This window comes from Streptomyces sp. NPDC047042 (assembly GCF_040644035.1).
Lineage (GTDB): Bacteria > Actinomycetota > Actinomycetes > Streptomycetales > Streptomycetaceae > Streptomyces.
Map to the genome: position 1 here is coordinate 81,587 of NZ_JBEYVP010000015.1, position 23,161 is coordinate 104,747.

A 23,161-nucleotide genomic window follows, 5' to 3' on the forward strand; every position below is an offset into this window, starting at 1 on the left:
GGCTTGACGGGGACGTCGGTCGGCGGGTCAGCCGACAGCGCCCTCCATCTGGAGCTCGATCAGCCGGTTGAGTTCCAGCGCGTACTCCATGGGCAGTTCCTTGGCGATCGGCTCGACGAAGCCGCGCACGATCATCGCCATCGCCTCGAACTCGGACAGACCGCGGCTCATCAGGTAGAAGAGCTGGTCGTCGGAGACCTTGGAGACGGTCGCCTCGTGGCCCATGGACACGTCGTCCTCGCGGACGTCGACGTACGGGTACGTGTCGGAGCGGGAGATGGTGTCCACCAGCAGCGCGTCGCACAGCACGTTGGACTTGGAGCCGTGGGCGCCCTCGCCGATCTCGACGAGACCGCGGTAGGACGTACGGCCGCCACCGCGCGCCACCGACTTCGACACGATGTTCGAGGAGGTGTTGGGCGCCATGTGGACCATCTTGGAACCGGCGTCCTGGTGCTGCCCCTCGCCCGCGAAGGCGATCGACAGGGTCTCGCCCTTGGCGTGCTCGCCCATCAGGTAGACGGCCGGGTACTTCATCGTCACCTTGGAGCCGATGTTGCCGTCGATCCACTCCATGGTCGCGCCCTCGTACGCCACGGCGCGCTTGGTGACCAGGTTGTAGACGTTGTTCGACCAGTTCTGGATGGTCGTGTAGCGGCAGCGCGCGTTCTTCTTGACGATGATCTCGACGACCGCGCTGTGCAGCGAGTCCGACTTGTAGATCGGCGCCGTACAGCCCTCGACGTAGTGCACGTAGGCGCCCTCGTCGACGATGATCAGGGTCCGCTCGAACTGGCCCATGTTCTCCGTGTTGATGCGGAAGTAGGCCTGGAGCGGGATCTCGACCTGCACGCCCTTGGGCACGTAGATGAAGGAGCCGCCGGACCACACCGCGGTGTTCAGCGACGCGAACTTGTTGTCGCCGACCGGGATGACCGTGCCGAAGTACTCCTTGAAGAGCTCCGGGTGCTCCTTGAGGGCGGTGTCGGTGTCGAGGAAGATGACGCCCTGCTCCTCCAGGTCCTCACGGATCTGGTGGTAGACGACCTCGGACTCGTACTGCGCGGCGACACCGGCGACCAGGCGCTGCTTCTCAGCCTCCGGGATGCCGAGCTTGTCGTACGTGTTCTTGATGTCCTCGGGCAGGTCCTCCCAGGACTCCGCCTGCTTCTCCGTGGAGCGCACGAAGTACTTGATGTTGTCGAAGTCGATGCCCGACAGGTCCGAGCCCCAGTTCGGCATGGGCTTCTTGTCGAAGAGGCGCAGGCCCTTGAGACGCAGCTTGGTCATCCACTCCGGCTCGGACTTCTTCGCCGAGATGTCCCGGACGACGTCCTCGTTGATGCCGCGCTTGGCGGAGGCACCGGCCACGTCGGAGTCGGCCCAGCCGTATTCGTACTTGCCCAGGCCCTCGAGCTCGGGGTGGGCGGTCTCCTCGATGGGGAGCGTCATGCTGGGTTCCTCCCGGCGGTACTTGCGGTACTTGCAGATGCGTGGTGACCAGAGTGATCGAACGTGGAGATCTCTGGGATGAACGTGGTGCACACACCGTCGCCGTGGGCGATGGTCGCGAGCCGCTGGACATGCGTTCCCAGCAGCTGGGAGAAGATCTCGGTCTCCGCCTCGCAGAGCTGCGGGAACTTCTCCGCGACATGGACCACCGGGCAGTGGTGCTGGCAGAGCTGCTCTCCGACCGGTGCGCTGCGCGCCGTAGCAGCGTACCCGTCCGCGCTCAGGGCCTTGGCCAGGGCTTCGGCGCGTTCCTCGGGGTCCGCGGCCTCGACGGCCTCGCGGTAGTTCGCGGCCTGTTCGGCGAGCCGGGCGCGCGCGAAGGCGAGGACCGCCTCGTCGCCGCCCCCGCGCTCGGCGATCCAGCGCAGTGCGTCCATGGCGAGCTTGTCGTACGACTGGTCGAACGCGTCGCGGCCGCAGTCGGTGAGCGCGAAGGCCTTGGCGGGGCGGCCACGGGTACGTGCCCCGTAGACCCGCTGTTCGCGCGGCTGTACGACGTCGTCGGCGACCAGCGCGTCAAGGTGACGGCGTACGGCCGCATGGGTCAGTCCGAGACGCCCGGCGAGCTCGGCGACGGTCGAGGGACCGTGGTCCAGGATGGACCGCGCGACCCGGTTGCGCGTCGAGCGCTCCCCGGTCGCGAGCTCCTCGTGGGGGACTCCCATGGGGGCCTCCCGATCCTCGCCGACGTTTTTCACAACACCATTGTTGCGTAATTCCTCAGAGCGCGGCAAGCCGCGCCCGGCCTCCTCGACGGTGCCCTGCATCACTTAGGTTCACCTAACCTGACCTGCGGAAACGATCTTTGATCGATCAGGCGGACCGCCCTGAGCAGCAAGGGAGCAGGGCCGGCGTCCCTCGTGCACCGAGGCCGGATCCGGCCCCCGCGCGCCTCGGCGACTCCTCCCGTACCTAGACTCTGGACCCATGCGAAGCGAGCCCGTGGTCCAGGTCCAGGCCCTGGTGAAGCGGTACGGCACGAAGACCGCCGTGAACGGCCTCGACCTGGTGGCCCAGGCGGGCATCACCGCCGTCCTCGGCCCGAACGGCGCGGGCAAGACGACCACCGTCGAGACCTGCGAGGGATACCGCAGACCGGACTCCGGGACGGTCCGCGTCCTGGGCCTCGACCCGGTCCGCGAAGCCGCCGCCCTGCGTCCACGGGTCGGCGTGATGCTCCAGTCCGGCGGCGTCTACTCGGGCGCCCGCGCCGACGAGATGCTCCGCCACGTGGCCAAACTGCACGCGCACCCGCTCGATGTGGACGCGCTTGTCGAACGCCTCGGCCTCGGCAGCTGCGGCCGGACCACCTACCGCCGCCTCTCCGGCGGCCAGCAGCAGCGGCTGGCGCTCGCGATGGCCGTCGTCGGCCGCCCGGAACTGGTCTTCCTCGACGAACCGACCGCCGGCCTCGACCCCCAGGCCCGCCGCGCCACCTGGGATCTCGTCCGGGATCTGCGCGCCGACGGCGTCTCCGTCATCCTCACCACCCACCACATGGACGAGGCCGAGCAGCTCGCCGACGACGTCGCGATCATCGACGCGGGCAAGGTCATCGCCCAGGGCACCCCCGAACAGCTGTGCAGGGGCGGCGCCGAGAACACCCTGCGTTTCCTGGGCCGGCCGGGCCTGGACGTCAGCTCCCTGCTGAAGGCCCTTCCGGCCGACTGCACGGCCGTCGAGCTGACCCCGGGCGCCTACCGCGTCGGCGGCAAGGTCAACCCGCAGCTCCTCGCCACGGTGACGTCCTGGTGCGCCCAGCACGGGGTGATGCCGGACCGGATCTCGGTGGAACGGCACACCCTGGAAGACGTCTTCCTGGAACTGACGGGCAAGGAGCTGCGCTCATGACCACCACTCCGCCCACCACTGCGACCGCCCCGGGGACCTACACCCCGCGGCCCGGCGCGGCCCCGCTTCCCCGGATGATCGGAGCCCAGGCGGCCCTGGAGACGAGGATGCTGCTGCGCAACGGCGAGCAACTGCTCCTGACGGTGATCATCCCCACCCTCCTCCTGCTGCTCTTCGGCTCGGTCGACATCGTCGACACGGGCGCGGGCAAGGCCGTCGACTTCCTCGCCCCGGGCATCCTCGCGCTCGCGGTCATGTCCACGGCCTTCACCGGCCAAGCCATCGCCACGGGGTTCGAGCGCCGCTACGGCGTCCTGAAGAGGCTCGCCTCCTCGCCGCTCCCCCGCTGGGGCCTGATGACGGCGAAGACGGCGTCCGTGCTGGTCACCGAGGTCCTCCAGGTCGCCCTGCTGACGGTGATCGCCCTCGCGCTCGGCTGGTCCCCGCACGGCAACCCCTTCGCCGTACTCCTCCTGCTCCTCCTCGGCACGGCCGCCTTCTCGGGCCTCGGCCTGCTGATGGCGGGCACCCTGAAGGCGGAGGCCACCCTGGCCGCCGCGAACCTCGTCTTCCTGCTGCTCCTGGTGGGCGGCGGGGTGATCGTCCCCCTCGACAAGTTCCCGCCCGGCGTCCAGGACGTGCTGGCCCTGCTGCCGATCTCGGCCCTGTCGGACGGACTGCGGGACGTGTTGCAGCACGGCTCCGGAATGCCGTGGGGCGACGTCGGGATCCTCGCCGGGTGGGCGGTCGTGGGGCTGGCCGCGGCCGGCCGGTTCTTCCGCTGGGAGTGAGCCGAAAGCATCCGAGGGCCGCCGGGGGACCCTCGTGAAAGCGTGCACAAGCAGCCGCCTACGATGGGACGCGTGCCAAAGATGACCCCCGCCGAGGCCCTGTCCGCCCTGCGGAACCCGCTCGCCTTCATCGCCGCCCGCTGGACTCCGACCCCCAGGACCGTGCGGCGTGCGGCGCTCGCCGCGCTCGTCATGTCGGTGGTCATCGTGGTCACCGGCGGTGCCGTACGGCTGACCGGCTCGGGCCTCGGCTGCCCGACCTGGCCGAAGTGCACCGACGACTCGCTGACGACGACGAGCGCGATGGGCGTGCACGGCGTCATCGAGTTCACCAACCGCATGCTGACCTATGTGCTGTGCGCGGCGGTCGGCTGGGCGATCATCGCCGCCCGCTCGGAGAAGCCGTACCGCCGCAGTCTGACCCGGCTCGGCTGGGCGCAGTTCTGGGTCGTCATGAGCAACGCGGTCCTGGGCGGTGTCGTCGTCCTGGTCGGCCTCAACCCGTACACGGTCGCGGCCCACTTCCTGCTCTCCTCGGCCCTGATCGCGGTCGCCGCGGTGATGTGGCAGCGGACGCAGGAGGGCGACGAGGCGCCGCGCCCGCTGGTCGGGAAGGCCGTGCAGCAGCTGGTGTGGTTCCTGGTGGTCGCCTCGGTGCTGCTGATCGCGGTCGGCACGGTGGTGACCGGCTCGGGCCCGCACGCGGGTGACTCCAGCGAGATCGAGCGCATGCCGCTGAACTGGGAGACCGTCAGCAAACTGCACGCGGTGCTCGCCTGGATCGTGGTGACACTGACGTTCGCTCTGTGGTTCGTCCTGAAGGCGGTCGACGCCCCGAAGGGCCCGCTGGACCGCACGCGGGACCTGTTCCTGATCCTGCTCTCGCAGGGTGTCATCGGGTACGTCCAGTACTTCACGAACCTCCCCGAGGTCCTGGTCGGCCTGCACATGCTCGGCTCGGCGCTGGTGTGGATCGCCGTGCTGCGCGTCCTGCTCGCCCTGCGCGAGCGCCTCGAAACCGCAGCCCCTGCCGAGGTACCCGGCCCGGCGACAGAGGCGACGGTCGGCACACGCGCGTAGTCACGCGTACGAGGTCACCAGACGGTCGATCGCGGCGCCCAGGTAGTCCCGCGTCAGCTCTCCGCGCCGCTCACGCCACCCGGCGGCAATCGGCCTCCCGTCCTCCTGCCCGTACCGCCTGCGCGTGACGTCCTCGACGACCTCCACGGGCGCCCCCAGCCCCGGCAGCAGCTCCAGCGCCTCCCGTTTCGAGATCAGGGTGCCCTCCCTCAGGGTCACGGTCGCCCGGGCCAGGGTGACCAGCGCCAGGTCGACCCAGACGTCCTGCGTCCAGAGCCGGGGCTTGTCCACGGCGGGCCGCCAGAAGTCCCGCTGGTCGCGTACGACGAAGTCGGCGAGCTGGCGGTCCGGCACCGGCGGAAGCAGCTCCCCGGGCGTCTTCCCGTACAGCACCCGGCCGAAGGTGTGCAGCTCGCGACGGGTCACCGGGGTGACCGTCCGCCGGAACAGACGGCCCTGCGCCCAGGTGAGGTGCCGTCGCTCCGGGTCGGCCGTCGTCCCCTCTGTCAGGTAGGTGCAGTGCAGCACCGGAGCGAGCGGATCGGTGCGCAGACGGGCGTGCAGCTCGGCCACCTTCCAGACGGTGCCCGGCCCGATCGGCCCGTCCAGGACGGCGATCAGGTCGAGGTCGCTGCGGCCCTCCTGGTAGTCGCCGCCGCCCAGCGAGCCGTGGGCCCAGACGGCGACCGGGGCGAGCGCCCGCAGCTCACCCAGGAAGCGGTCGAGCAAGGCGTCGGTCAGGGCATCCGCTCGCGTCCCGTGTGTGGTCATGCCCCCAGTCTTCACACCTCACCCCAGTCCGTACACGCGCCGCGCGTTGCCCGCCGCGATCAGTCCCGCCACCCGTTGCGCGTCGCCCAGCGACCACGCCCCCTCCGCGACCCAGCCGCCGAGCACCCGTCCGAGGGCCTCGCGGAAGAGACGGGCGCCCACCACATGCAGTTCGGGCAGCCCGTGGGCCCCGCTGGAGAAGAGGATCTTGCCGAAGGGGGCGAGTTCGAGGATCTCGGCGAGTACGGCGGCGGCCCGGGCGCCGGTCCGCACGAGGGCCGCGCCCAGGTCGGCGTACACATGCGGGAAGACACCGGCGAGATGCGCCGCGTGGCGGTGGTACGGGTAGCCGTGCAGCAGCACCAGGTCGGTGCCGAGCCCGGCGGTGGCACGGACGAAGTCCGTGAGCAGGACCGGGTCGGTACGGTCGATGCGTAAGCCCGGTTCGCCGAGCCCGGCGTGCAGTTGGAGCGGCAGGCCCGAGGCGACCGCGTTCCACAGCAGATGGCGCAGCAGCACGGGGTCGGTCAGCGCGCCGCCGACCCGGCGGCCGGCCAGCCAGCGGGCCGCCGCGCCCCGCACCTCCCCCGGCCCCGGCGGATCGGGCGCGAGCGCCAGTCCGTGCCGCAGACCCGCCACGGAGGTGAAGGCGACGGCGGTCGTCGCGGCGCCGTGCACCGACTCGGCGAGATTGGCGAGAAAGGACTCGACGCTGCCGGAGGTGTCGGCGACCTGTTCGGCGAGCAGTTCGAGCCGGACGATCTCATGCGCCTCCGCGGCTGAGGCGGAGGCCATCTCGGCGGGCCCGGTGAGGTCGCCGGGCAGCCCCGCGTCGACCAGATATGTCGTGATTCCGCTGCCCCGCAGCAGTCTCCTGCCCGATTCCAGTACGCCGAGTTCACGACGTCTGGCGAGATAACGGGCGGGGGGCGCGTGCGGTTCCAGGCCGAGCAACGGGGGGCACCAACGGCGTACGGCGAACCCTGTCTGGGTGTCGAAGAGGGTGGTCCCGGTGGCGGGCGGACCCTCGGTACGCGCGAGCTGGGCCTCGAAGGTGCCCAGGCCCAGCTCGGTGCGCAGTACGCCGTGGCAGTACTGGTCCACGAGGGACGGCGTTTCGATCATCCGGGCTCCCCGTGTCTGGACCGTGTGTTCCCAAGGTCCTAACGGGTGAACCGACCATCGGGTGCTGCTCGCGCACACCCCGTGGGAATGACCGGCGCCGTCCGGCCACCTCCCCGCGCCTCAGCGGTTGCTCGGCCCGCCCACCTGAATCCCCGCCATGCGGGTCCACTCGTACGGGCCGGTGGTCACCTTGGCGGCGAACTCGCCGTCGAAGTCCTCGTGGACGGTGATGCCGGCCTTCTCGACGGCCTGCCGGGCGATGTCGTACGTGGGGGCGACGAGGTCGCCCCAGCCACCGTCCTCACCGACGAGCACGATCCGGGCACCGCGCTCCCCGATGTACGCCACCTGCCCCTCGGCACCACCGTGCTGCTTGGCGAACCCGTCGATCTGCTTGACGAGCTTGACCACCCTGCGCTCCTGCGTATCTCCCATACGCAGGATGCTACCGACGGGTAGATCACCTGGCGACGCCAGGGCAAGTGGCCTTGGCCACGAACCGCTTTTAGGGGCGCGGGGAACTGCGCGACCAGCCCCCACCGGCCCGCAGCCGACTACGAACGCATCACCGCAAAAACGGATCCACAGCCACAGCCACAAACAGCAGCGAAACATAGGTGATCGACCAGTGGAACAGCCGCATCTCCTTCAGCTTCCCACCCGTCACCTCCGCCTTCGCCCGGTTCTGCAACCCGTGCGCCTCCCACAGCCACCAACCGCCCGCCGCGAGCGCGACCAGGGTGTAGAACCAGCCGGTGTAACCCAACGGAGTGAGCAGCAGCGAGACGAACACCATCGCCCAGCTGTACGCCACGATCTGCCGCGCGACCGTCTTGTTGGAGGCGATGACCGGCAGCATCGGCACGCCCACGCGCGCGTAGTCCTCCTTCACCTTCATCGACAGCGGCCAGTAGTGCGGCGGCGTCCAGAAGAAGATGACCAGGAAGAGGATGAGCGGCGCCCAGGAGAGCGAGTTCGTGACGGCGGACCAGCCGATGAGGACCGGCATGCAGCCCGCGATGCCGCCCCACACGATGTTCTGCGACGTACGCCGCTTGAGGATCATCGTGTAAATGACCACGTAGAAGAGGAGCGCGCCCAGCGACAGCCAGGCCGACAGCCAGTTGACCGTGAGGCCGAAGAGGAGGGTGGCGGCGACGGCGAGGGTGATGCCGAAGGCCAGGCACTCCCGCGGGCTGACCATGCCGGTGACCAGGGGGCGCTGCGACGTGCGGTCCATGAGCGCGTCGATGTCACGGTCGATGTACATGTTGAGCGCGTTGGCGCCGCCCGCGGAGAGGTAGCCGCCGAGGCAGGTGAGGAGGACCAGTCCCAGGTCCGGTACACCCTGCTCCGCCAGGAACATCACCGGAACGGTGGTGATGAGCAGCAGCTCGATGATCCGCGGCTTCGTGAGAGCTACGAACGCCATGACCCGGGCCCCGAACGGCCGTCGGCTCGGGTTCTGGCTCGTCCCGATAATCCCCGCTGGACGGGATTCAACGGCCGTCACGCACACCCCTGACAGAGACATTCCAACAAGCCCCCGGCTGTGAAGTCCCGGTAGAGGCTCGCGCTTACCACGCCACTCTAGACGTTGCCCAGACCCCGCCCTTCGCGGGGGTGGGGTCGTGTTGGGGCGTGCTTTGTGACGGGCGTGACGGGGCTCGATTGAGCGCTGGGACGACCTGGTTCGTATTGCAGTCCGGCAGTGGTCGGGAGGCGGACGAGATGCGGTCCCGGCAGTCTGGAATGACTGAAATACGGCACGTTCTTCCGAGGGTAGGCTCGACAAAGGCCGAGGGTGTCAGCCTTCGGCAGCCGGTGGACACCGCGGAAGCCGGCATTAGACATGTGGAGAGGAGCCCTGACCCAGGGTGAGCACCAAGCCGACCACCACAGACCTCGAGTGGACCGAGTTGGACCAGCGGGCCGTCGACACCGCCCGCGTCCTGGCCGCCGATGCCGTACAGAAGGTCGGCAACGGCCATCCCGGTACGGCGATGAGCCTGGCCCCCGCCGCGTACACCCTCTTCCAGAAGGTGATGCGGCACGACCCGGCGGACGCCGACTGGGTCGGGCGCGACCGTTTCGTGCTGTCCGCCGGCCACTCGTCCCTGACCCTCTACACCCAGCTCTACCTGGCCGGTTTCGGCCTGGAGCTGGACGATCTGAAGGCGTTTCGGACGTGGGGCTCCAAGACCCCCGGCCACCCGGAGTACGGGCACACGACGGGCGTCGAGACGACGACCGGCCCGCTCGGCCAGGGTGTCGCCAACGCCGTGGGCATGGCGATGGCCGCCCGCTACGAGCGTGGTCTGTTCGACCCGGAGGCCCCCGAAGGGGAGTCCCCGTTCGACCACTTCATCTTCGCGATCGCCGGTGACGGCTGCCTCCAGGAGGGCATCTCCGCGGAGGCGTCCTCGCTGGCCGGCCACCAGAAGCTCGGCAACCTGGTCCTGCTGTGGGACGACAACCACATCTCGATCGAGGGCGACACCGAGACCGCCGTCTCCGAGGACGTCGTCAAGCGCTACGAGGCGTACGGCTGGCACGTTCAGCGGATCGCCCCGAAGCCGGACGGCGACCTCGACCCGCACGCCATCTACAACGCGGTGCAGGCCGCGAAGAAGGTGACGGACAAGCCGTCGTTCATCGCGATGCGCTCGATCATCGCCTGGCCGGCTCCGAACGCGCAGAACACCGAGGCGGCCCACGGCTCGGCGCTCGGTGACGACGAGGTCGCGGCCACCAAGCGGGTCCTCGGCTTCGACCCCGAGCAGTCCTTCGAGGTCTCGGACGCCGTCCTGAGCCACACCCGCGAGGCGCTGGAGCGCGGCCGTCAGGCCAAGGCGGAGTGGGAGAAGTCGTTCCAGGAGTGGCGCGACAACAACGCCGAGCGCGCCGCCGAGTTCGACCGCATCGCCGCGGGTGAGCTGCCCAAGGGCTGGGAGGAGAAGCTCCCGGTCTTCGAGGCGGGCAAGGGTGTCGCCACGCGTGCCGCGTCCGGCAAGGTCCTGCAGGCGCTCGGCGCGGTCATCCCGGAGCTGTGGGGCGGCTCGGCCGACCTGGCCGGCTCGAACAACACGACCATCGACAAGACGTCCTCCTTCCTCCCGGCGGACAACCCGCTGCCGGAGGCGGACCCTTACGGCCGCACGATCCACTTCGGGATCCGCGAGCACTCGATGGCCGCCGAGATGAACGGCATCGCCCTGCACGGCAACACCCGTGTCTACGGCGGTACTTTCCTCGTCTTCTCCGACTACATGCGCAACGCGGTACGGCTGTCCGCGCTGATGCACGTGCCGGTGACGTACGTGTGGACGCACGACTCCATCGGCCTCGGCGAGGACGGCCCGACGCACCAGCCGGTCGAGCACCTGGCCTCCCTGCGCGCGATCCCGGGCCTGAACATCGTGCGCCCGGCCGACGCCAACGAGACGGCCATCGCCTGGCGCGAGATTCTCCGCCGCTGGACGAAGGTCTTCGGCAAGGGCGCCCCGCACGGTCTGGCGCTGACCCGCCAGGGCGTGCCGACGTACGAGGTCAACGAGGATGCGGCGAAGGGCGGTTACGTGCTCTTCGAGGCCGAGGGCGGCTCGCCCGAGGTCATCCTCATCGCCACCGGTTCCGAGGTCCATGTGGCCGTCGGCGCCCGTGAGCGGCTGCAGGCGGAGGGTGTGCCGACGCGGGTCGTGTCGATGCCGTCCGTGGAGTGGTTCGAGGAGCAGGACCAGGGGTACCGGGAGAGCGTTCTGCTCCCGTCCGTCAAGGCGCGGGTCGCGGTCGAGGCCGGTATCGGTCTCACGTGGCACAAGTACGTCGGGGACGCGGGTCGCATCGTTTCCCTGGAGCACTTCGGCGCGTCGGCCGACGGCAAGGTCCTCTTCGAGGAGTTCGGCTTCACTGCCGAGAACGTGGCCGCGGTTGCGCGGGAATCGATCGCCGCAGCCCAGCGCTGACGCTGACGCTGACACAACGACACGTAGGAGATGCATTTTCCATGACAGACGCACTCAAGCGCCTCTCCGAGGAAGGCGTGGCGATCTGGCTGGACGACCTGTCGCGCCAGCGGATCACCTCCGGCAACCTCGCCGAGCTGATCGACCAGCAGCACGTGGTGGGCGTCACGACCAACCCGTCGATCTTCCAGAAGGCGATCAGCAGCGGTGACGGCTACGAGCCGCAGCTCACCGAGCTCGCCGCCCGCAAGGTCACCGTCGAAGAGGCGATCCGCATGATCACGACGGCGGACGTCCGTGACGCCGCCGACATCCTGCGTCCGGTCTTCGACGCGACGCAGGGCCAGGACGGCCGGGTGTCGATCGAGGTCGACCCCCGTCTCGCCCACAACACCCTCTCGACGGTCGCCGAGGCCAAGCAGCTGGCCTGGCTGGTGGACCGGCCGAACACACTCATCAAGATCCCGGCCACCGAGGCGGGTCTCCCGGCGATCACCGAGGTCATCGGCCTCGGGATCAGCGTCAACGTCACGCTGATCTTCTCGCTGGAGCGCTACCGCAAGGTGATGGACGCCTACCTGGCGGGCCTGGAGAAGGCCAAGGAGCGCGGCCTGGACCTGTCGAAGATCCACTCCGTGGCGTCCTTCTTCGTGTCCCGCGTGGACACCGAGATCGACAAGCGGATCGACGCGCTGGGCACCGACGAGGCCAAGGCCGCCCGCGGCAAGGCCGGTCTGGCCAACGCGCGCCTCGCCTACCAGGCGTACGAGGAGGTCTTCGGCTCGGAGCGCTGGGCGGCCCTCGACAAGGCGCAGGCCAACAAGCAGCGTCCGCTGTGGGCCTCGACCGGCGTCAAGGACAAGGCGTACAAGGACACCCTGTACGTCGACGACCTGGTCGCGCCGAACACGGTGAACACCATGCCGGAGGCGACCCTGTTCGCCACCGAGGACCACGGACAGATCACCGGCAACACCATCGCCGGTACGTACGAGCAGGCCCGCGCGGAGCTCGACGCGGTCGAGAAGCTCGGCATCTCGTACGACGAAGTGGTCCAGCTGCTCGAGGACGAGGGCGTCGAGAAGTTCGAGGCGTCCTGGAACGACCTGCTCAAGTCGACAGAGGCGGAACTGGCACGCCTCGCCCCCTCGGAGGGCTGAAACCTTGCCTCCTCTTTCCGGTTCCGGAGCGAACCCGCTTCGTGATCCCGCAGACCGACGGCTCCCGCGTATCGCGGGGCCGTCGGGCCTGGTCATCTTCGGGGTCACCGGCGACCTGTCACGCAAGAAGCTGATGCCCGCGGTGTACGACCTCGCCAACCGCGGGTTGCTGCCACCGGGCTTCTCCCTCGTCGGCTTCGCCCGGCGCGAGTGGGCGGACGAGGACTTCGCGGCCGAGGTCCACGACGCCGTCAAGGAGCACGCCCGTACGCCGTTCCGGGAGGAGGTCTGGCAGCAGCTCATCCAGGGGATGCGTTTCGTCCAGGGCACCTTCGACGACGACGAGTCGTTCGAGCGGCTGCGTTCGACGATCCAGGAGCTGGACAAGGCGCAGGGGACGGGCGGCAACTTCGCCTTCTACCTCTCCGTGCCGCCGTCCGCGTTCCCGGTGGTCATCAAGCAGCTGAAGAAGCACGGTCTGGCGGACCAGGACAACGGTTCCTGGCGGCGCGCGGTCATCGAGAAGCCCTTCGGTCACGACCTCGCGTCGGCCGAGGAGCTCAACACGACCGTCGAGGAGGTCTTCGCCCCGGACCAGGTCTTCCGGATCGACCACTACCTCGGCAAGGAGACCGTCCAGAACATCCTGGCGCTCCGCTTCGCCAACCAGATGTTCGAGCCGATCTGGAACCGGTCCTTCGTGGACCATGTACAGATCACGATGGCCGAGGACATCGGCATCGGCGGCCGGGCCGGCTACTACGACGGCATCGGCGCGGCCCGTGACGTCATCCAGAACCACCTTCTCCAGCTGATGGCCCTCACGGCCATGGAGGAGCCGTCCTCGTTCGACGCGGACGCGCTGGCCGCCGAGAAGACCAAGGTCCTCGGGGCGGTCAAGCTGCCGCAGGACCTGGGCAAGGACACGGTCCGCGGGCAGTACGCGGCGGGCTGGCAGGGTGGCGAGAAGGCCATCGGCTACCTCCAGGAAGACGGTATCGACCCCAAGTCGAAGACCGACACCTACGCGGCGATCAAGGTCGAGGTGGACAACCGCCGCTGGGCGGGCGTCCCCTTCTACCTGCGCACCGGCAAGCGCCTCGGCCGCCGTGTCACGGAGATCGCGGTGGTCTTCCAGCGGGCGCCCCACTCTCCCTTCGACCACACGGCGACGGAGGAGCTGGGCCAGAACGCGATCGTCATCCGCGTCCAGCCCGACGAGGGCATCACGGTCCGCTTCGGCTCCAAGGTGCCCGGCACCTCGATGGAGATCCGGGACGTGTCCATGGACTTCGCGTACGGCGAGTCGTTCACGGAGTCGAGCCCGGAGGCGTACGAGCGCCTGATCCTGGACGTCCTCCTCGGGGACTCCAACCTCTTCCCGCGCACCGAGGAGGTCGAGCTGTCCTGGCGGATCCTCGACCCGATCGAGGAGTACTGGGACAAGCACGGCAAGCCCGCGCAGTACCCCTCGGGCACGTGGGGCCCCGTCGAGGCGGACGAAATGCTCGAACGAGACGGACGGAGCTGGCGGCGCCCATGAAGATAGACCTCACGGACACCACGGCCAGCAAGGTCAACAAGGCGCTGGTGCAGGGTCGCAGGGCCATCGGCACCCCTGCCGTCGGCATGGTCCTCACCCTCGTCATCGTCACCGACGAGGAGAACGCGTACGACGCCCTGAAGGCGGCGAACGACGCCTCGCTCGAGCACCCCTCGCGCACCCTGGTCGTCGTCAAGCGCGTCTCCCGCTCCCCTCGCGACCGTACGACGTCCCGTCTGGACGCCGAGGTCAGGGTGGGCGCGGACGCGGGCTCCGGCGAGACGGTCGTCCTGCGGCTGTACGGCGAGGTCGTCGACCACGCCGACTCGGTGGTCCTGCCGCTGCTGCTGCCGGACGCCCCGGTGGTCGTGTGGTGGCCGGTGAACGCCCCGCTGGACCCGGCGAAGGACCCGCTGGGCGCGCTGGCACAGCGCAGGGTGACGGACACGTACGCGGCCGAGCAGCCCGTACGGGAGCTCGCGGTGCGTGCGGACGCCTACACCCCGGGGGACACGGACCTGTCCTGGACCCGGATCACCCCGTGGCGGTCGATGCTGGCCGCCGCCCTGGACCAGGTCACCTGCAAGGTGGACGCGGTCGAGGTGGAGGGCGAGGAGTTCAACCCGAGCTGCGAGCTGCTGGCGATGTGGCTGGCGGACCGGCTGGACGTGCCGGTGAAGCGCTCCCTGTCCTCGGGCCCGGGTCTGACGGCGGTCCGGATGCGGACGAGCACGGGCCCCATCACCCTCGACCGCGCCGACGGCTCCCTGGCGACGCTTTCCATCCAGGGCCAGCCGGACCGCGCGGTGGCGCTCAAGCGCCGTGAGACGGCGGAGCTGATGGCGGAGGAGCTGCGCCGCCTGGACCCGGACGACACCTACGCCTCGGCCCTGCGGTACGGGGTGGAGCGACTGGCCGGCCCGTCGACACCCGAGCCGCCGGCCCCGGCCCCGGCTCCAGCTCCTTCCTCTGCGTCGGCACTGGAACCGGCGGACAGGGCGACCCCGGCTCTGATGCCGGTGAAGAAGGTGACCGCGAAGTGAGCACGGCACCGCAGCTCGTCGTCCACCGGGACAAGGAGCTGATGGCGGAGGCCGCCGCGGCCCGCCTGATCACGAAGATCGTGGACGCGCAGGCCTCGCGGGGCTCGGCGTCGGTGGTCCTCACGGGCGGCCGCAACGGCAACGGCCTGCTGGCCGCCCTGGCCGGCGCGCCCGCCCGGGACGCCATCGACTGGGCCCGGCTCGACCTGTGGTGGGGCGACGAACGCTTCCTGCCCGAGGGCGACCCGGACCGCAACGTCACCCAGGCGAAGGCGGCACTGCTGGACGCGGTGCCGCTGGACCCGGCCCGCGTCCACGCCATGCCCGCGTCGGACGGCCCGTACGGCTCCGACGTGGACGCGGCGGCGGAGGGGTACGCGGCGGAACTGGCCAAGGCGGCGGCCCCCGAGTCGCACGGCCAGGTCCCCACGTTCGACGTCCTGATGCTGGGCGTGGGCCCGGACACCCATGTGGCGTCGCTCTTCCCGGAGCTGCCCGCGGTCCGGGAGACGGACCGCACGGTGGTAGGCGTCCACGGCGCCCCGAAGCCCCCACCGACCCGGGTCACCCTCACCCTCCCGGCGATCCGCGCGGCCCGCGAGGTATGGCTGCTGGCAGCGGGCGAGGACAAGGCGGGCGCGGCGGCGATAGCCCTGTCGGGCGCAGGCGAGATCCAGGCCCCGGCGGCAGGCGCATACGGCAGACAACGCACCCTGTGGCTACTGGACACCCCGGCAGCCTCCCAACTCCCGAGAAGCCTGTATCCCCCGGCATCACCCTGATCACCACAAACGCCGGACGCGGCCGGCATTCCAGCCCGTCTGGGGGTCCCCCCTCTGGGGGAGTTTGAGGACAAGGCCCGTTCAGGGCCGTAGCGGTGGTCTGGGGGCGGCAGCCCCCAGGGAGGGGACGGGTAGGGGCGGCGGGGGCGAAACAAGCCCCCAAACCCCCTACCTCCCCCGCAACGCCCGGTACTTGGCAACCAGCGCCACAGTGGACGCATCCAGCCCCACCACCCCCACCCCCTCCGTCAACGCCGGCTCAACCCGCTTGGCCAGCACCTTCCCCAACTCAACCCCCCACTGGTCGAACGAGTCGATGTTCCACACAGCCCCCTGCACGAACACCTTGTGCTCATAGAGCGCGATCAACTGCCCCAACACAGACGGCGTCAACCCCCGCGCCAACACCGTGGTCGTCGGATGGTTCCCCCGAAACGTCTTGTGCGCGACCAACTCCTCCGGCACCCCCTCCGCCCGCACCTCCTCCGGCGTCTTCCCGAAGGCCAACGCCTGCGTCTGCGCGAAGAAGTTGGCCATCAAAAGATCGTGCTGCCCCTTGAGCCCCTCGCTCAACTCCCCCACCGGCTCCGCGAACCCGATGAAGTCCGCCGGAATGACCTTCGTCCCCTGGTGGATCAACTGGTAATACGCGTGCTGCCCGTTCGTCCCCGGCGTACCCCACACCACGGGCCCGGTCTCCCACTCCACCGGCAGCCCGTCCCGCCCGACCGACTTGCCGTTGGACTCCATGTCCAGCTGCTGCAAGTAGGCGGTGAACTTGGACAGATAGTGCGAGTAGGGCAGCACGGCATGCGACTGCGCACCGAAGAAGTTCCCGTACCAGATCCCCAACAGCCCCAGCAGCAGTGGCGCGTTGTCCTCCGCCGGAGCCGTCCGGAAGTGCTCGTCGACCAGCGCGAACCCGTCCAGCATCTCCCGGAACCGCTCAGGGCCGATCGCGATCATCAGCGACAGCCCGATCGCCGAGTCGTACGAGTACCGCCCGCCGACCCAGTCCCAGAACTCGAACATGTTCGCCGTGTCGATCCCGAAATCGGCGACCTTCCCGGAGTTCGTCGACAGCGCCACGAAGTGCTTGGCGACCGCCTTGTCGTCGCCGCCCAGCCCCGCCAGCAGCCACGACCGGGCCGAGGTCGCGTTGGTGATCGTCTCGATGGTGGTGAACGTCTTCGACGCGACGATGAACAGCGTCTCCGCCGGATCCAGGTCCCGCACGGCCTCGTGCAGGTCCGCACCGTCGACGTTCGACACGAACCGGAACGTCAACTCCCGTGCCGTGAACGCCCGCAGAGCCTCGTAGGCCATCGCGGGACCGAGGTCCGAGCCTCCGATGCCGATGTTGACGACGTTCTTGATGCGCCGCCCGGTGTGCCCGGTCCACTCGCCCGAGCGCACCTTGTCCGCGAAGGCGGCCATCCTGTCGAGGACCGCGTGCACGGCCGGTACAACGTTCTCGCCGTCGACCTCGATCACCGCACCCCGCGGGGCCCGCAGCGCGGTGTGCAGGACCGCGCGGTCCTCGGTCGTGTTGATCTTCTCGCCGCTGAACATGGCGTCCCGCAGCCCGAACACGTCCGTCGCCGCGGCCAGCTCGCGCAGCAGCCGCAGCGTCTCGTCGGTGACGAGGTGCTTGGAGTAGTCGATGTGCAGATCACCGACCTGGAGTGTGTACCCGGTACCGCGACCGGTGTCGGCCGCGAACAGCTCCCGCAGATGGGTGTCCGCCAGTTCCTCACGGTGCTTGGCCAGAGCCGTCCACTCGGGCGTCTGGTTGAGCCTGCCACGGCTGTCTGCGTTCATCTCGGACTTCCGCCTCTTTCGTGCCTGGGCCCCCGCTGCCGGTCCCAACCTAATTGATCAGCGCGTGGGTGATACGCCTGCAGATACGTCTACAGATACGTCGGACTTCAGCGCCGGTATCAGTGCGATGACCGCCAGGACGAAGAAGGCGGCGGCGAGCAGCGACGGCGTGTTGAGTCCCCACGCCGTCGCGACGGCTCCGCCCAGCAACGCGCCCAGCGGGGCCCCGGCAACCGCCAGTGTGCGAAAGGCCGAGCTGACCCGGCCCAGCATCGCGGCGGGGCTGCGGCGCTGCATCAGGGTCGTCGTGTTGACGTTCCACACCATCCCCATGAGCCCGAACACCGCCAGGGCGCCGACCAGTACGGTCAGGCTGCGCACCGAGCCCATGACGACCAGCGCGCAGATCTGCACCGTACCGGCGAGCAGCACGGCGCGTATCCGCCCGAGTCGGTCCACGAGCCGCCCGTTCAGCACGCCGCCGGCGAGGCTGCCGACGGTGTACGCGGTCATCGCCGCCGCGTATCCCCCGTTGCCCGCGTCCAGCCACCGCGTCACCAGCAGCACCATCGTGGCGATGAGGGCGCCCATGCCCACATTGCACAGGGCCGTGGCCGCGCACAGGCCGCGCAGCGGACCGTCGTGCCACAGGGTGCGCAGGCCGGCCGCGATCTCGCCCCGCAAGGTACTCCCGGCCGGTCTCGGCGCTCGCACGGGCACGTCGGACCGCAGCGAGGCGACCAGGACCGCCCCGACCAGGAAGGTGACGGCGTCTGCCGCGAAGGGGCCGGCCGCGCCCAGCACGAGCAGCACAGGCACCAGCGGCCCGGCCAACAGACCACCGGCGACGCGCTGACCGGTCATCAGGCGGGCGTTGGCGCCACCGAGCGCCTCCTTGTCGACCAGGGCCGGCAGCAGGGCGGTCGAGGCGTTGTCGAAGAGGGTCTGGAGTGTGGTCAACGCGAAGGTGAGGGCGATGAGCAGGCCGATCGAGGCATGCCCGAGGCCGACGGCCACGGCGAAGCAGGCGACCAGCAGCCCTCGTACCGCATCCACCGTCCACATGGCGCGCCGCTGGTCGACGCGGTCGGCGACGGCCCCGCCGAGCAGTCCGAAGACGAGCCAGGGCAGATAGCCGCAGGCCGTCACGGAGGCGATGAGCAGGGGCTTGTCGGTGAGTGTCGTGGCGAGCAGGGGCAGCGCGGCCGTGCGCAACGCGTCGCCGAAGCTGGAGAGTACGGCGGCGCTCCACAGCCGTCCGAATCCCCCGCGCCATGCTGGCGCACGCGTTCCCGCCGTCTCGACCGTCGTCACCACTCCCCCTCTCGGTTCGCCGATTCACAAACCGTAGAGGGCACCACTGACAATCGGCCGGGGAGCCGCTGGGCGACATCCCGTCAGACGGCTCCGGCCAGGCACCTGTCGGTGCCTGGCCGGCCGTCAACTCCTAGATCTCGCCCCGCAGTTTGGCGAGCGCCTCGGCGAGGATCGCCTCGCCGTCCGCGTCGCTGCGCCGCTCACGTACGTACGCGAGGTGCGTCTTGTACGGCTCGGTGCGCGGCGGGTCCGGCGGGTTGTCCCGGTCCTGTCCGGCGGGAAAGCCGCAGCGCGGGCAGTCCCAGGTCTCGGGAACCTGCGCGTCGCTGGCGAAGCTGGGCACCGTTTCGTGTCCGTTGGAGCACCAGAAGGAGATGCGCAGACGCGGCGCGGACTCGCCACGCTCGGCCTCGCCCATCGGCCCCGCCCCGACCCGGCTTCCTCGGATCGCGTTGCCACTTGCCACGGTCGTAACTCCCTGCGTAATGGTGCCGCGAAGCGAGTCGACGTTTTCGCTTCGTTGCGAGCGCCTCAGTCTACGTAAGGCCCAACGCGCGTCCAGTGCTTGGAGTTACAGGCCCTGCACCAAGACGCAAGCCCCATGATAGGCCGCCCCTGGCGGGGCGTACCGAACATGGGGCCTTACGTGCGGAATGTGCGTGCGTAATGTGCTGTCGTACCGGTATTTGACGACCGGTGTCAGCCGCTGATCAGTTGTTCACCTTCATCAGGATGCCGAGTACGACGATGCACGCGAACCACAGGAGACCGATCACCACGGTGATGCGGTCGAGGTTGCGCTCGGCGACCGAGGAGCCGCCGACGGACGACTGCATGCCGCCACCGAACATGTCGGAGAGGCCGCCGCCCTTCCCCTTGTGCATCAGCACCAGCAGCATCAGCAGCAGGCTGAAGACGATCAGGGCGATCGAGAACCCCAAAACCACGGCTGGACCAACTTCCTCGGATTCTGATGGACGACGGGGCCGAAACTCCCGTTCGGAACGCTGGGCGCACCAAATACTAGTTTCGGCCCCGCCAGGGTACGACGGATCTCCGCTAGCGCATACTCACTGGTCGCGGAACCGAACGATCTTGACGAACTCGTCGGCGTCGAGGGAGGCACCGCCGACCAGTGCGCCGTCGATGTCGGGCTTCGCCATGATCTCGGCGACGTTCCCGGATTTCACCGAGCCGCCGTACTGAATGCGCACGGCGTCGGCGACGTCCTGGGAGTAGAGCTCGGCGAGCTTCGCGCGGATCGCCCCGCAGACCTCCTGGGCGTCGTCGGCGCCGCAGACCTTGCCGGTGCCGATGGCCCAGACGGGCTCGTACGCGATGACGACGGTCTCGGCCTGCTCGGCCGGGATGTCCTTGAGGCCGCCCTCGACCTGGGCGAGCGTGTGGGAGACGTGGTTGCCCGCCTCGCGGACCTCCAGCTCCTCGCCGACGCACAGGATGGGGGTGAGGCCGTGCTTGTAGGCGGCCTTCACCTTGGTGTTCACGAGTTCGTCGGTCTCGTTGTGGTACTGGCGGCGCTCGGAGTGGCCGATCGCCACATAGGTGCACTTGAGCTTGGCCAGCATCGGGCCGGAGATCTCGCCCGTGTAGGCGCCGGTGTCGTGCGCGGAGATGTCCTGGGCGCCGTACTTGATCTTCAGCTTGTCGCCGTCGACCAGGGTCTGTACCGAGCGGAGGTCGGTGAAGGGCGGCAGGACCGCGACCTCACAGGCCTCGTAGTCCTTGTCCGCGAGGGCGAACGCGAGCTTCTGGACGTGGGCGATGGCCTCGAGGTGGTTGAGGTTCATCTTCCAGTTGCCCGCCATCAGCGGCGTGCGAGTGGTCATGTGCGGGGTCAGCCTTCCAGTGCGGCGAGGCCGGGGAGCGTCTTGCCCTCGAGGTATTCGAGGGAGGCGCCGCCGCCGGTCGAGATGTGGCCGAATGCGTTCTCGTCGAATCCCAGGATGCGCACGGCGGCGGCGGAGTCTCCACCGCCGACGACCGTGAAGGCCGGGGAGTCGAGGAGTGCCTGGGCGACCGCCTTGGTGCCCTCGGCGTAGTCGGGGTGCTCGAAGACGCCCATGGGACCGTTCCAGAAGACGGTGCCGGCGTCGGCGAGCTTCGAGGCGTACAGCTGGCTGGACCGCGGACCGATGTCCAGGCCCATCTGGTCGGCGGGCATCGCGTCGGCGGCGACGGTGGTCGGGTTCGCGGGAGCCTTGGTCTTCAGGTCCGGGAACGAGGAGCCGACCAGCACGTCGACGGGGAGGATCAGCTCCACGCCGTTCTTCTCCGCGCGCTCGATGTACTCGTTGACGGCGGGAAGCTGGTCCTCCTGGACGAGGGAGGCACCGATCTCGTGGCCCTTGGCCTTGAGGAAGGTGAACAGCATGCCGCCGCCGATGAGGATGCGGTCGGCCTTGCCGAGCAGCTGGTCGATGACGGCGAGCTTGTCGGAGACCTTGGCGCCGCCCAGCACGACGGCGTACGGCCGCTTGACGTCCTCGGTGAGCTGCTTGAGGACTCCGACCTCGGTGGCGATGAGGTAGCCGGCGTAGTGCGGCAGCCGGGCCGGCAGGTCGAGGACCGAGGCGTGCCCCCGGTGCACCGCGCCGAAGCCGTCGCCCACGTAGACGTCGGCGAGGGCGGCGAGCTGGTCGGCGAAGGCGCCGCGCTCGGTGTCGTCCTTCGATGTCTCGCCCGCGTTGAAGCGCAGGTTCTCGAGCACGGCGACCTGGCCGGCCTCGAGGCCGTTCACGGCGTCCTGGGCGGCGGGGCCGACGGTGTCCTGGGCGAAGGCCACGGGGGCGTCCAGGAGCTCACCGAGGCGCTCGGCGGCGGGCCGCAGGGAGAAGACAGGGTCCGGGGCGCCCTTGGGGCGGCCGAGGTGGGAGGCCACGACGACCTTGGCGCCGGCGTCCGCGAGGGCCTTGACGGTGGGCAGGACGGCGCGGATGCGGCCGTCGTCGGTGATGGCGCCGTCGGCCAGCGGCACGTTCAGGTCGGCGCGGACGAAGACCCGCTTGCCGTCGACTCCTTCGGCGAGGAGTTCGTCGATCGTCTTCATGAGGGGGACTCCTTGGGAGGGCTCTGTGGTCCGGGAGGGGCTGGATCGTTCAACACGCCACAGGGCTCGGGCTACGCGGCGTCGCGTTGCCCGAGCCCTGTGCTCACATCGAAGTGCCTGCTCCGGTACTCAGAGCTGGTTGCCGACGAAGACCGTGAGGTCGACGAGGCGGTTGGAGTAGCCCCACTCGTTGTCGTACCAGCCGATGATCTTCACGCTGTTGCCCTGGACCATGGTCAGGGAGGCGTCGAAGGTGCAGGAGGCCGGCCAGCCGACGATGTCCGAGGAGACGATCGCGTCCTCGGTGTACTCCAGGTAGCCCTTCAGCTGGCCCTGGGCGGCCTTCTGGAACGCGGCGTTGACCTCTTCCTTGGTCACCACGCGCTCGGTCTCGACGACCAGGTCGGTGACGGATCCCGTCGGGACCGGCACACGCATCGCCATGCCGTTGAGCTTGCCCGACAGCTCCGGGATGACCACGCCGAGGGCCTTGGCCGCACCGGTGCTCGCCGGGATGATGTTCTCGGCGGCGGCGCGGGCGCGACGCAGGTCCTTGTGCGGGAAGTCCTGCAGACGCTGGTCGCTGGTGTAGGCGTGGACCGTGGTCATCAGACCCGAGACGATGCCGAAGTTCTCCAGCAGGACCTTGGCCATCGGCGCCACACAGTTGGTGGTGCAGGAGGCGTTGGAGATGATGTGGTGGTTGGCCGCGTCGTACTTCTCCTCGTTGACGCCGAGGACGATCGTGATGTCCTCGTCCGAGGCCGGAGCCGAGATGAGCACCTTCTTGGCGCCACCGGCGATGTGCTTCGCGGCGTCGGCCTTCTTGGTGAAGATGCCGGTCGACTCGATGACGATGTCGACACCCAGCTCACCCCACGGGATGTCGGCCGGGTCGCGCTCGGAGAGCACCTTGATGGTGTGACCGTCGACGGTGATCGTGTCGTCGGTGTGCGACACCTCGGCCTTGAGGCGGCCCAGGATGGTGTCGTACTTGAGCAGGTGAGCGGTGGTCGCGGTGTCACCCAGGTCGTTGACAGCCACGATCTCGATGTCAGCACCCTGCTCCAGCAGCGCGCGGAAGTAGTTACGACCGATGCGGCCAAAGCCGTTGATGCCTACGCGGATCGTCACGAACCGATCTCCTCGTTGGTACGCCGGCTCACGTGCCGGCGAGTTGTATGGGATGTCCCCGACCGCCTACGACCCTACCTCCCTGCGGCCCCGGTGGTGACATCGAGATGCCCCATACACGGCAGGGCGGTCCGTACCCGACAGTAGGGGTACGGACCGCCCAGGTTTTGCGTCGCGATTACCCGACCGGAATCGGCGC

The 23,161-nt window shown here is 69.3% G+C and carries 21 protein-coding genes; 8 read left to right on the forward strand and 13 right to left on the reverse strand.

Annotation, left to right across the window (positions count from 1 at the left end; translation table 11 throughout):
* Window positions 1–27: 27 nt before the first annotated feature.
* Both sufB and ABZ855_RS19080 read right to left on the reverse strand, forming a co-directional pair.
* A complete protein-coding gene (sufB, locus tag ABZ855_RS19075; RefSeq protein WP_360808210.1) occupies window positions 28–1,452 on the reverse strand; it encodes a Fe-S cluster assembly protein SufB in 1,425 nt (474 codons plus the stop codon).
* Window positions 1,449–2,210: a metalloregulator ArsR/SmtB family transcription factor gene (locus tag ABZ855_RS19080; protein WP_360808212.1), complete on the reverse strand. Its 762-nt coding sequence runs from the start codon at window positions 2,208–2,210 to the stop codon at window positions 1,449–1,451. Before ABZ855_RS19080 ends, sufB begins: the two co-directional genes overlap by 4 nt.
* 229 nt (window positions 2,211–2,439) lie before the next feature.
* On the opposite strand from ABZ855_RS19080, the gene ABZ855_RS19085 reads away from it, so the two are divergent.
* The 3 genes from ABZ855_RS19085 (at window position 2,440) to ABZ855_RS19095 (ending at window position 5,234) form a co-directional block, all read left to right on the forward strand.
* Entirely contained in the window at window positions 2,440–3,363 is a 924-nt protein-coding gene (locus ABZ855_RS19085) for an ABC transporter ATP-binding protein (protein ID WP_319199680.1), read from the forward strand.
* The gene (locus tag ABZ855_RS19090; protein WP_360808214.1) at window positions 3,360–4,154 is read left to right on the forward strand and encodes an ABC transporter permease; all 795 of its coding nucleotides are present in this window, start codon (window positions 3,360–3,362) and stop codon (window positions 4,152–4,154) included. The genes ABZ855_RS19085 and ABZ855_RS19090 overlap by 4 nt, the downstream gene beginning before the upstream one ends.
* Before the next feature lie 63 nt (window positions 4,155–4,217).
* Window positions 4,218–5,234 carry a COX15/CtaA family protein gene (locus tag ABZ855_RS19095; RefSeq protein WP_360808216.1) on the forward strand — a complete coding sequence of 339 codons (1,017 nt, stop codon included), beginning with the start codon at window positions 4,218–4,220 and terminating at the stop codon, window positions 5,232–5,234.
* On the opposite strand, the gene ABZ855_RS19100 is transcribed toward ABZ855_RS19095, so the two are convergent.
* From ABZ855_RS19100 to ABZ855_RS19115, 4 genes are all read right to left on the reverse strand, one after another.
* Window positions 5,235–6,005 carry a nucleotidyltransferase gene (locus tag ABZ855_RS19100; protein ID WP_360808218.1) on the reverse strand — a complete coding sequence of 257 codons (771 nt, stop codon included), beginning with the start codon at window positions 6,003–6,005 and terminating at the stop codon, window positions 5,235–5,237.
* Between the two features lie 18 nt (window positions 6,006–6,023).
* Window positions 6,024–7,130 (reverse strand): amidohydrolase family protein, encoded by a 1,107-nt coding sequence (locus ABZ855_RS19105; RefSeq protein ID WP_360808220.1) that lies wholly within the window; start codon window positions 7,128–7,130, stop codon window positions 6,024–6,026.
* 120 nt (window positions 7,131–7,250) lie between these two features.
* Window positions 7,251–7,565, reverse strand: a complete 315-nt coding sequence (locus ABZ855_RS19110) for a hypothetical protein (protein WP_360808222.1) — start codon at window positions 7,563–7,565, stop codon at window positions 7,251–7,253.
* Between the two features lie 130 nt (window positions 7,566–7,695).
* Window positions 7,696–8,649, reverse strand: a complete 954-nt coding sequence (locus ABZ855_RS19115; RefSeq protein ID WP_360808422.1) for a heme o synthase — start codon at window positions 8,647–8,649, stop codon at window positions 7,696–7,698.
* A gap of 358 nt (window positions 8,650–9,007) precedes the next feature.
* Here ABZ855_RS19115 and tkt point away from each other — a divergent pair, with 358 nt between their 5' ends.
* From tkt to pgl, 5 genes are read left to right on the forward strand one after another with little or no spacing between them, the layout of a single operon-like run.
* Window positions 9,008–11,095, forward strand: coding sequence for a transketolase (tkt, locus tag ABZ855_RS19120; protein ID WP_360808224.1), 2,088 nt, complete (start codon window positions 9,008–9,010; stop codon window positions 11,093–11,095).
* Window positions 11,096–11,136: 41 nt separating this feature from the next.
* Complete coding sequence (gene tal, locus ABZ855_RS19125) at window positions 11,137–12,255, forward strand: transaldolase (RefSeq protein WP_360808226.1); 1,119 nt, start codon at window positions 11,137–11,139, stop codon at window positions 12,253–12,255.
* A 4-nt stretch (window positions 12,256–12,259) separates the two neighbouring features.
* Window positions 12,260–13,798 carry a glucose-6-phosphate dehydrogenase gene (gene zwf, locus ABZ855_RS19130; protein WP_360808228.1) on the forward strand — a complete coding sequence of 513 codons (1,539 nt, stop codon included), beginning with the start codon at window positions 12,260–12,262 and terminating at the stop codon, window positions 13,796–13,798.
* Window positions 13,795–14,841, forward strand: a complete 1,047-nt coding sequence (gene opcA / locus ABZ855_RS19135) for a glucose-6-phosphate dehydrogenase assembly protein OpcA (RefSeq protein ID WP_360808230.1) — start codon at window positions 13,795–13,797, stop codon at window positions 14,839–14,841. Before zwf ends, opcA begins: the two co-directional genes overlap by 4 nt.
* A complete protein-coding gene (gene pgl / locus ABZ855_RS19140) occupies window positions 14,838–15,623 on the forward strand; it encodes a 6-phosphogluconolactonase (protein ID WP_360808232.1) in 786 nt (261 codons plus the stop codon). The genes opcA and pgl overlap by 4 nt, the downstream gene beginning before the upstream one ends.
* Before the next feature lie 168 nt (window positions 15,624–15,791).
* On the opposite strand, the gene pgi is transcribed toward pgl, so the two are convergent.
* From pgi to gap, 7 genes are all read right to left on the reverse strand, one after another.
* Window positions 15,792–17,444 (reverse strand): glucose-6-phosphate isomerase, encoded by a 1,653-nt coding sequence (gene pgi, locus ABZ855_RS19145; RefSeq protein WP_360808233.1) that lies wholly within the window; start codon window positions 17,442–17,444, stop codon window positions 15,792–15,794.
* Between the two features lie 57 nt (window positions 17,445–17,501).
* Complete coding sequence (locus tag ABZ855_RS19150; RefSeq protein ID WP_360808235.1) at window positions 17,502–18,758, reverse strand: MFS transporter; 1,257 nt, start codon at window positions 18,756–18,758, stop codon at window positions 17,502–17,504.
* A gap of 133 nt (window positions 18,759–18,891) precedes the next feature.
* Entirely contained in the window at window positions 18,892–19,227 is a 336-nt protein-coding gene (locus tag ABZ855_RS19155; protein ID WP_078615979.1) for an RNA polymerase-binding protein RbpA, read from the reverse strand.
* Window positions 19,228–19,471: 244 nt separating this feature from the next.
* The gene (gene secG / locus ABZ855_RS19160; protein ID WP_094052663.1) at window positions 19,472–19,708 is read right to left on the reverse strand and encodes a preprotein translocase subunit SecG; all 237 of its coding nucleotides are present in this window, start codon (window positions 19,706–19,708) and stop codon (window positions 19,472–19,474) included.
* A gap of 123 nt (window positions 19,709–19,831) precedes the next feature.
* The gene (gene tpiA, locus ABZ855_RS19165) at window positions 19,832–20,608 is read right to left on the reverse strand and encodes a triose-phosphate isomerase (protein WP_360808238.1); all 777 of its coding nucleotides are present in this window, start codon (window positions 20,606–20,608) and stop codon (window positions 19,832–19,834) included.
* Window positions 20,609–20,616: 8 nt separating this feature from the next.
* Complete coding sequence (locus ABZ855_RS19170; RefSeq protein ID WP_360808240.1) at window positions 20,617–21,828, reverse strand: phosphoglycerate kinase; 1,212 nt, start codon at window positions 21,826–21,828, stop codon at window positions 20,617–20,619.
* A gap of 129 nt (window positions 21,829–21,957) precedes the next feature.
* Window positions 21,958–22,962, reverse strand: coding sequence for a type I glyceraldehyde-3-phosphate dehydrogenase (gap, locus tag ABZ855_RS19175; RefSeq protein WP_360808242.1), 1,005 nt, complete (start codon window positions 22,960–22,962; stop codon window positions 21,958–21,960).
* Window positions 22,963–23,161: the final 199 nt, after the last annotated feature.

Coding starts and splice junctions, on each gene's coding strand:
- sufB (WP_360808210.1), bottom strand. CDS start 1,452: ATGACGCTCCCCATCGAGGAGACCGCCCACCCCGAGCTCGAGGGCCTG.
- ABZ855_RS19085 (WP_319199680.1), top strand. CDS start 2,440: ATGCGAAGCGAGCCCGTGGTCCAGGTCCAGGCCCTGGTGAAGCGGTAC.
- ABZ855_RS19090 (WP_360808214.1), top strand. CDS start 3,360: ATGACCACCACTCCGCCCACCACTGCGACCGCCCCGGGGACCTACACC.
- ABZ855_RS19095 (WP_360808216.1), top strand. CDS start 4,218: ATGGGACGCGTGCCAAAGATGACCCCCGCCGAGGCCCTGTCCGCCCTG.
- ABZ855_RS19100 (WP_360808218.1), bottom strand. CDS start 6,005: ATGACCACACACGGGACGCGAGCGGATGCCCTGACCGACGCCTTGCTC.
- ABZ855_RS19105 (WP_360808220.1), bottom strand. CDS start 7,130: ATGATCGAAACGCCGTCCCTCGTGGACCAGTACTGCCACGGCGTACTG.
- ABZ855_RS19110 (WP_360808222.1), bottom strand. CDS start 7,565: ATGGGAGATACGCAGGAGCGCAGGGTGGTCAAGCTCGTCAAGCAGATC.
- tal (WP_360808226.1), top strand. CDS start 11,137: ATGACAGACGCACTCAAGCGCCTCTCCGAGGAAGGCGTGGCGATCTGG.
- opcA (WP_360808230.1), top strand. CDS start 13,795: ATGAAGATAGACCTCACGGACACCACGGCCAGCAAGGTCAACAAGGCG.
- pgi (WP_360808233.1), bottom strand. CDS start 17,444: ATGAACGCAGACAGCCGTGGCAGGCTCAACCAGACGCCCGAGTGGACG.
- tpiA (WP_360808238.1), bottom strand. CDS start 20,608: ATGACCACTCGCACGCCGCTGATGGCGGGCAACTGGAAGATGAACCTC.
- ABZ855_RS19170 (WP_360808240.1), bottom strand. CDS start 21,828: ATGAAGACGATCGACGAACTCCTCGCCGAAGGAGTCGACGGCAAGCGG.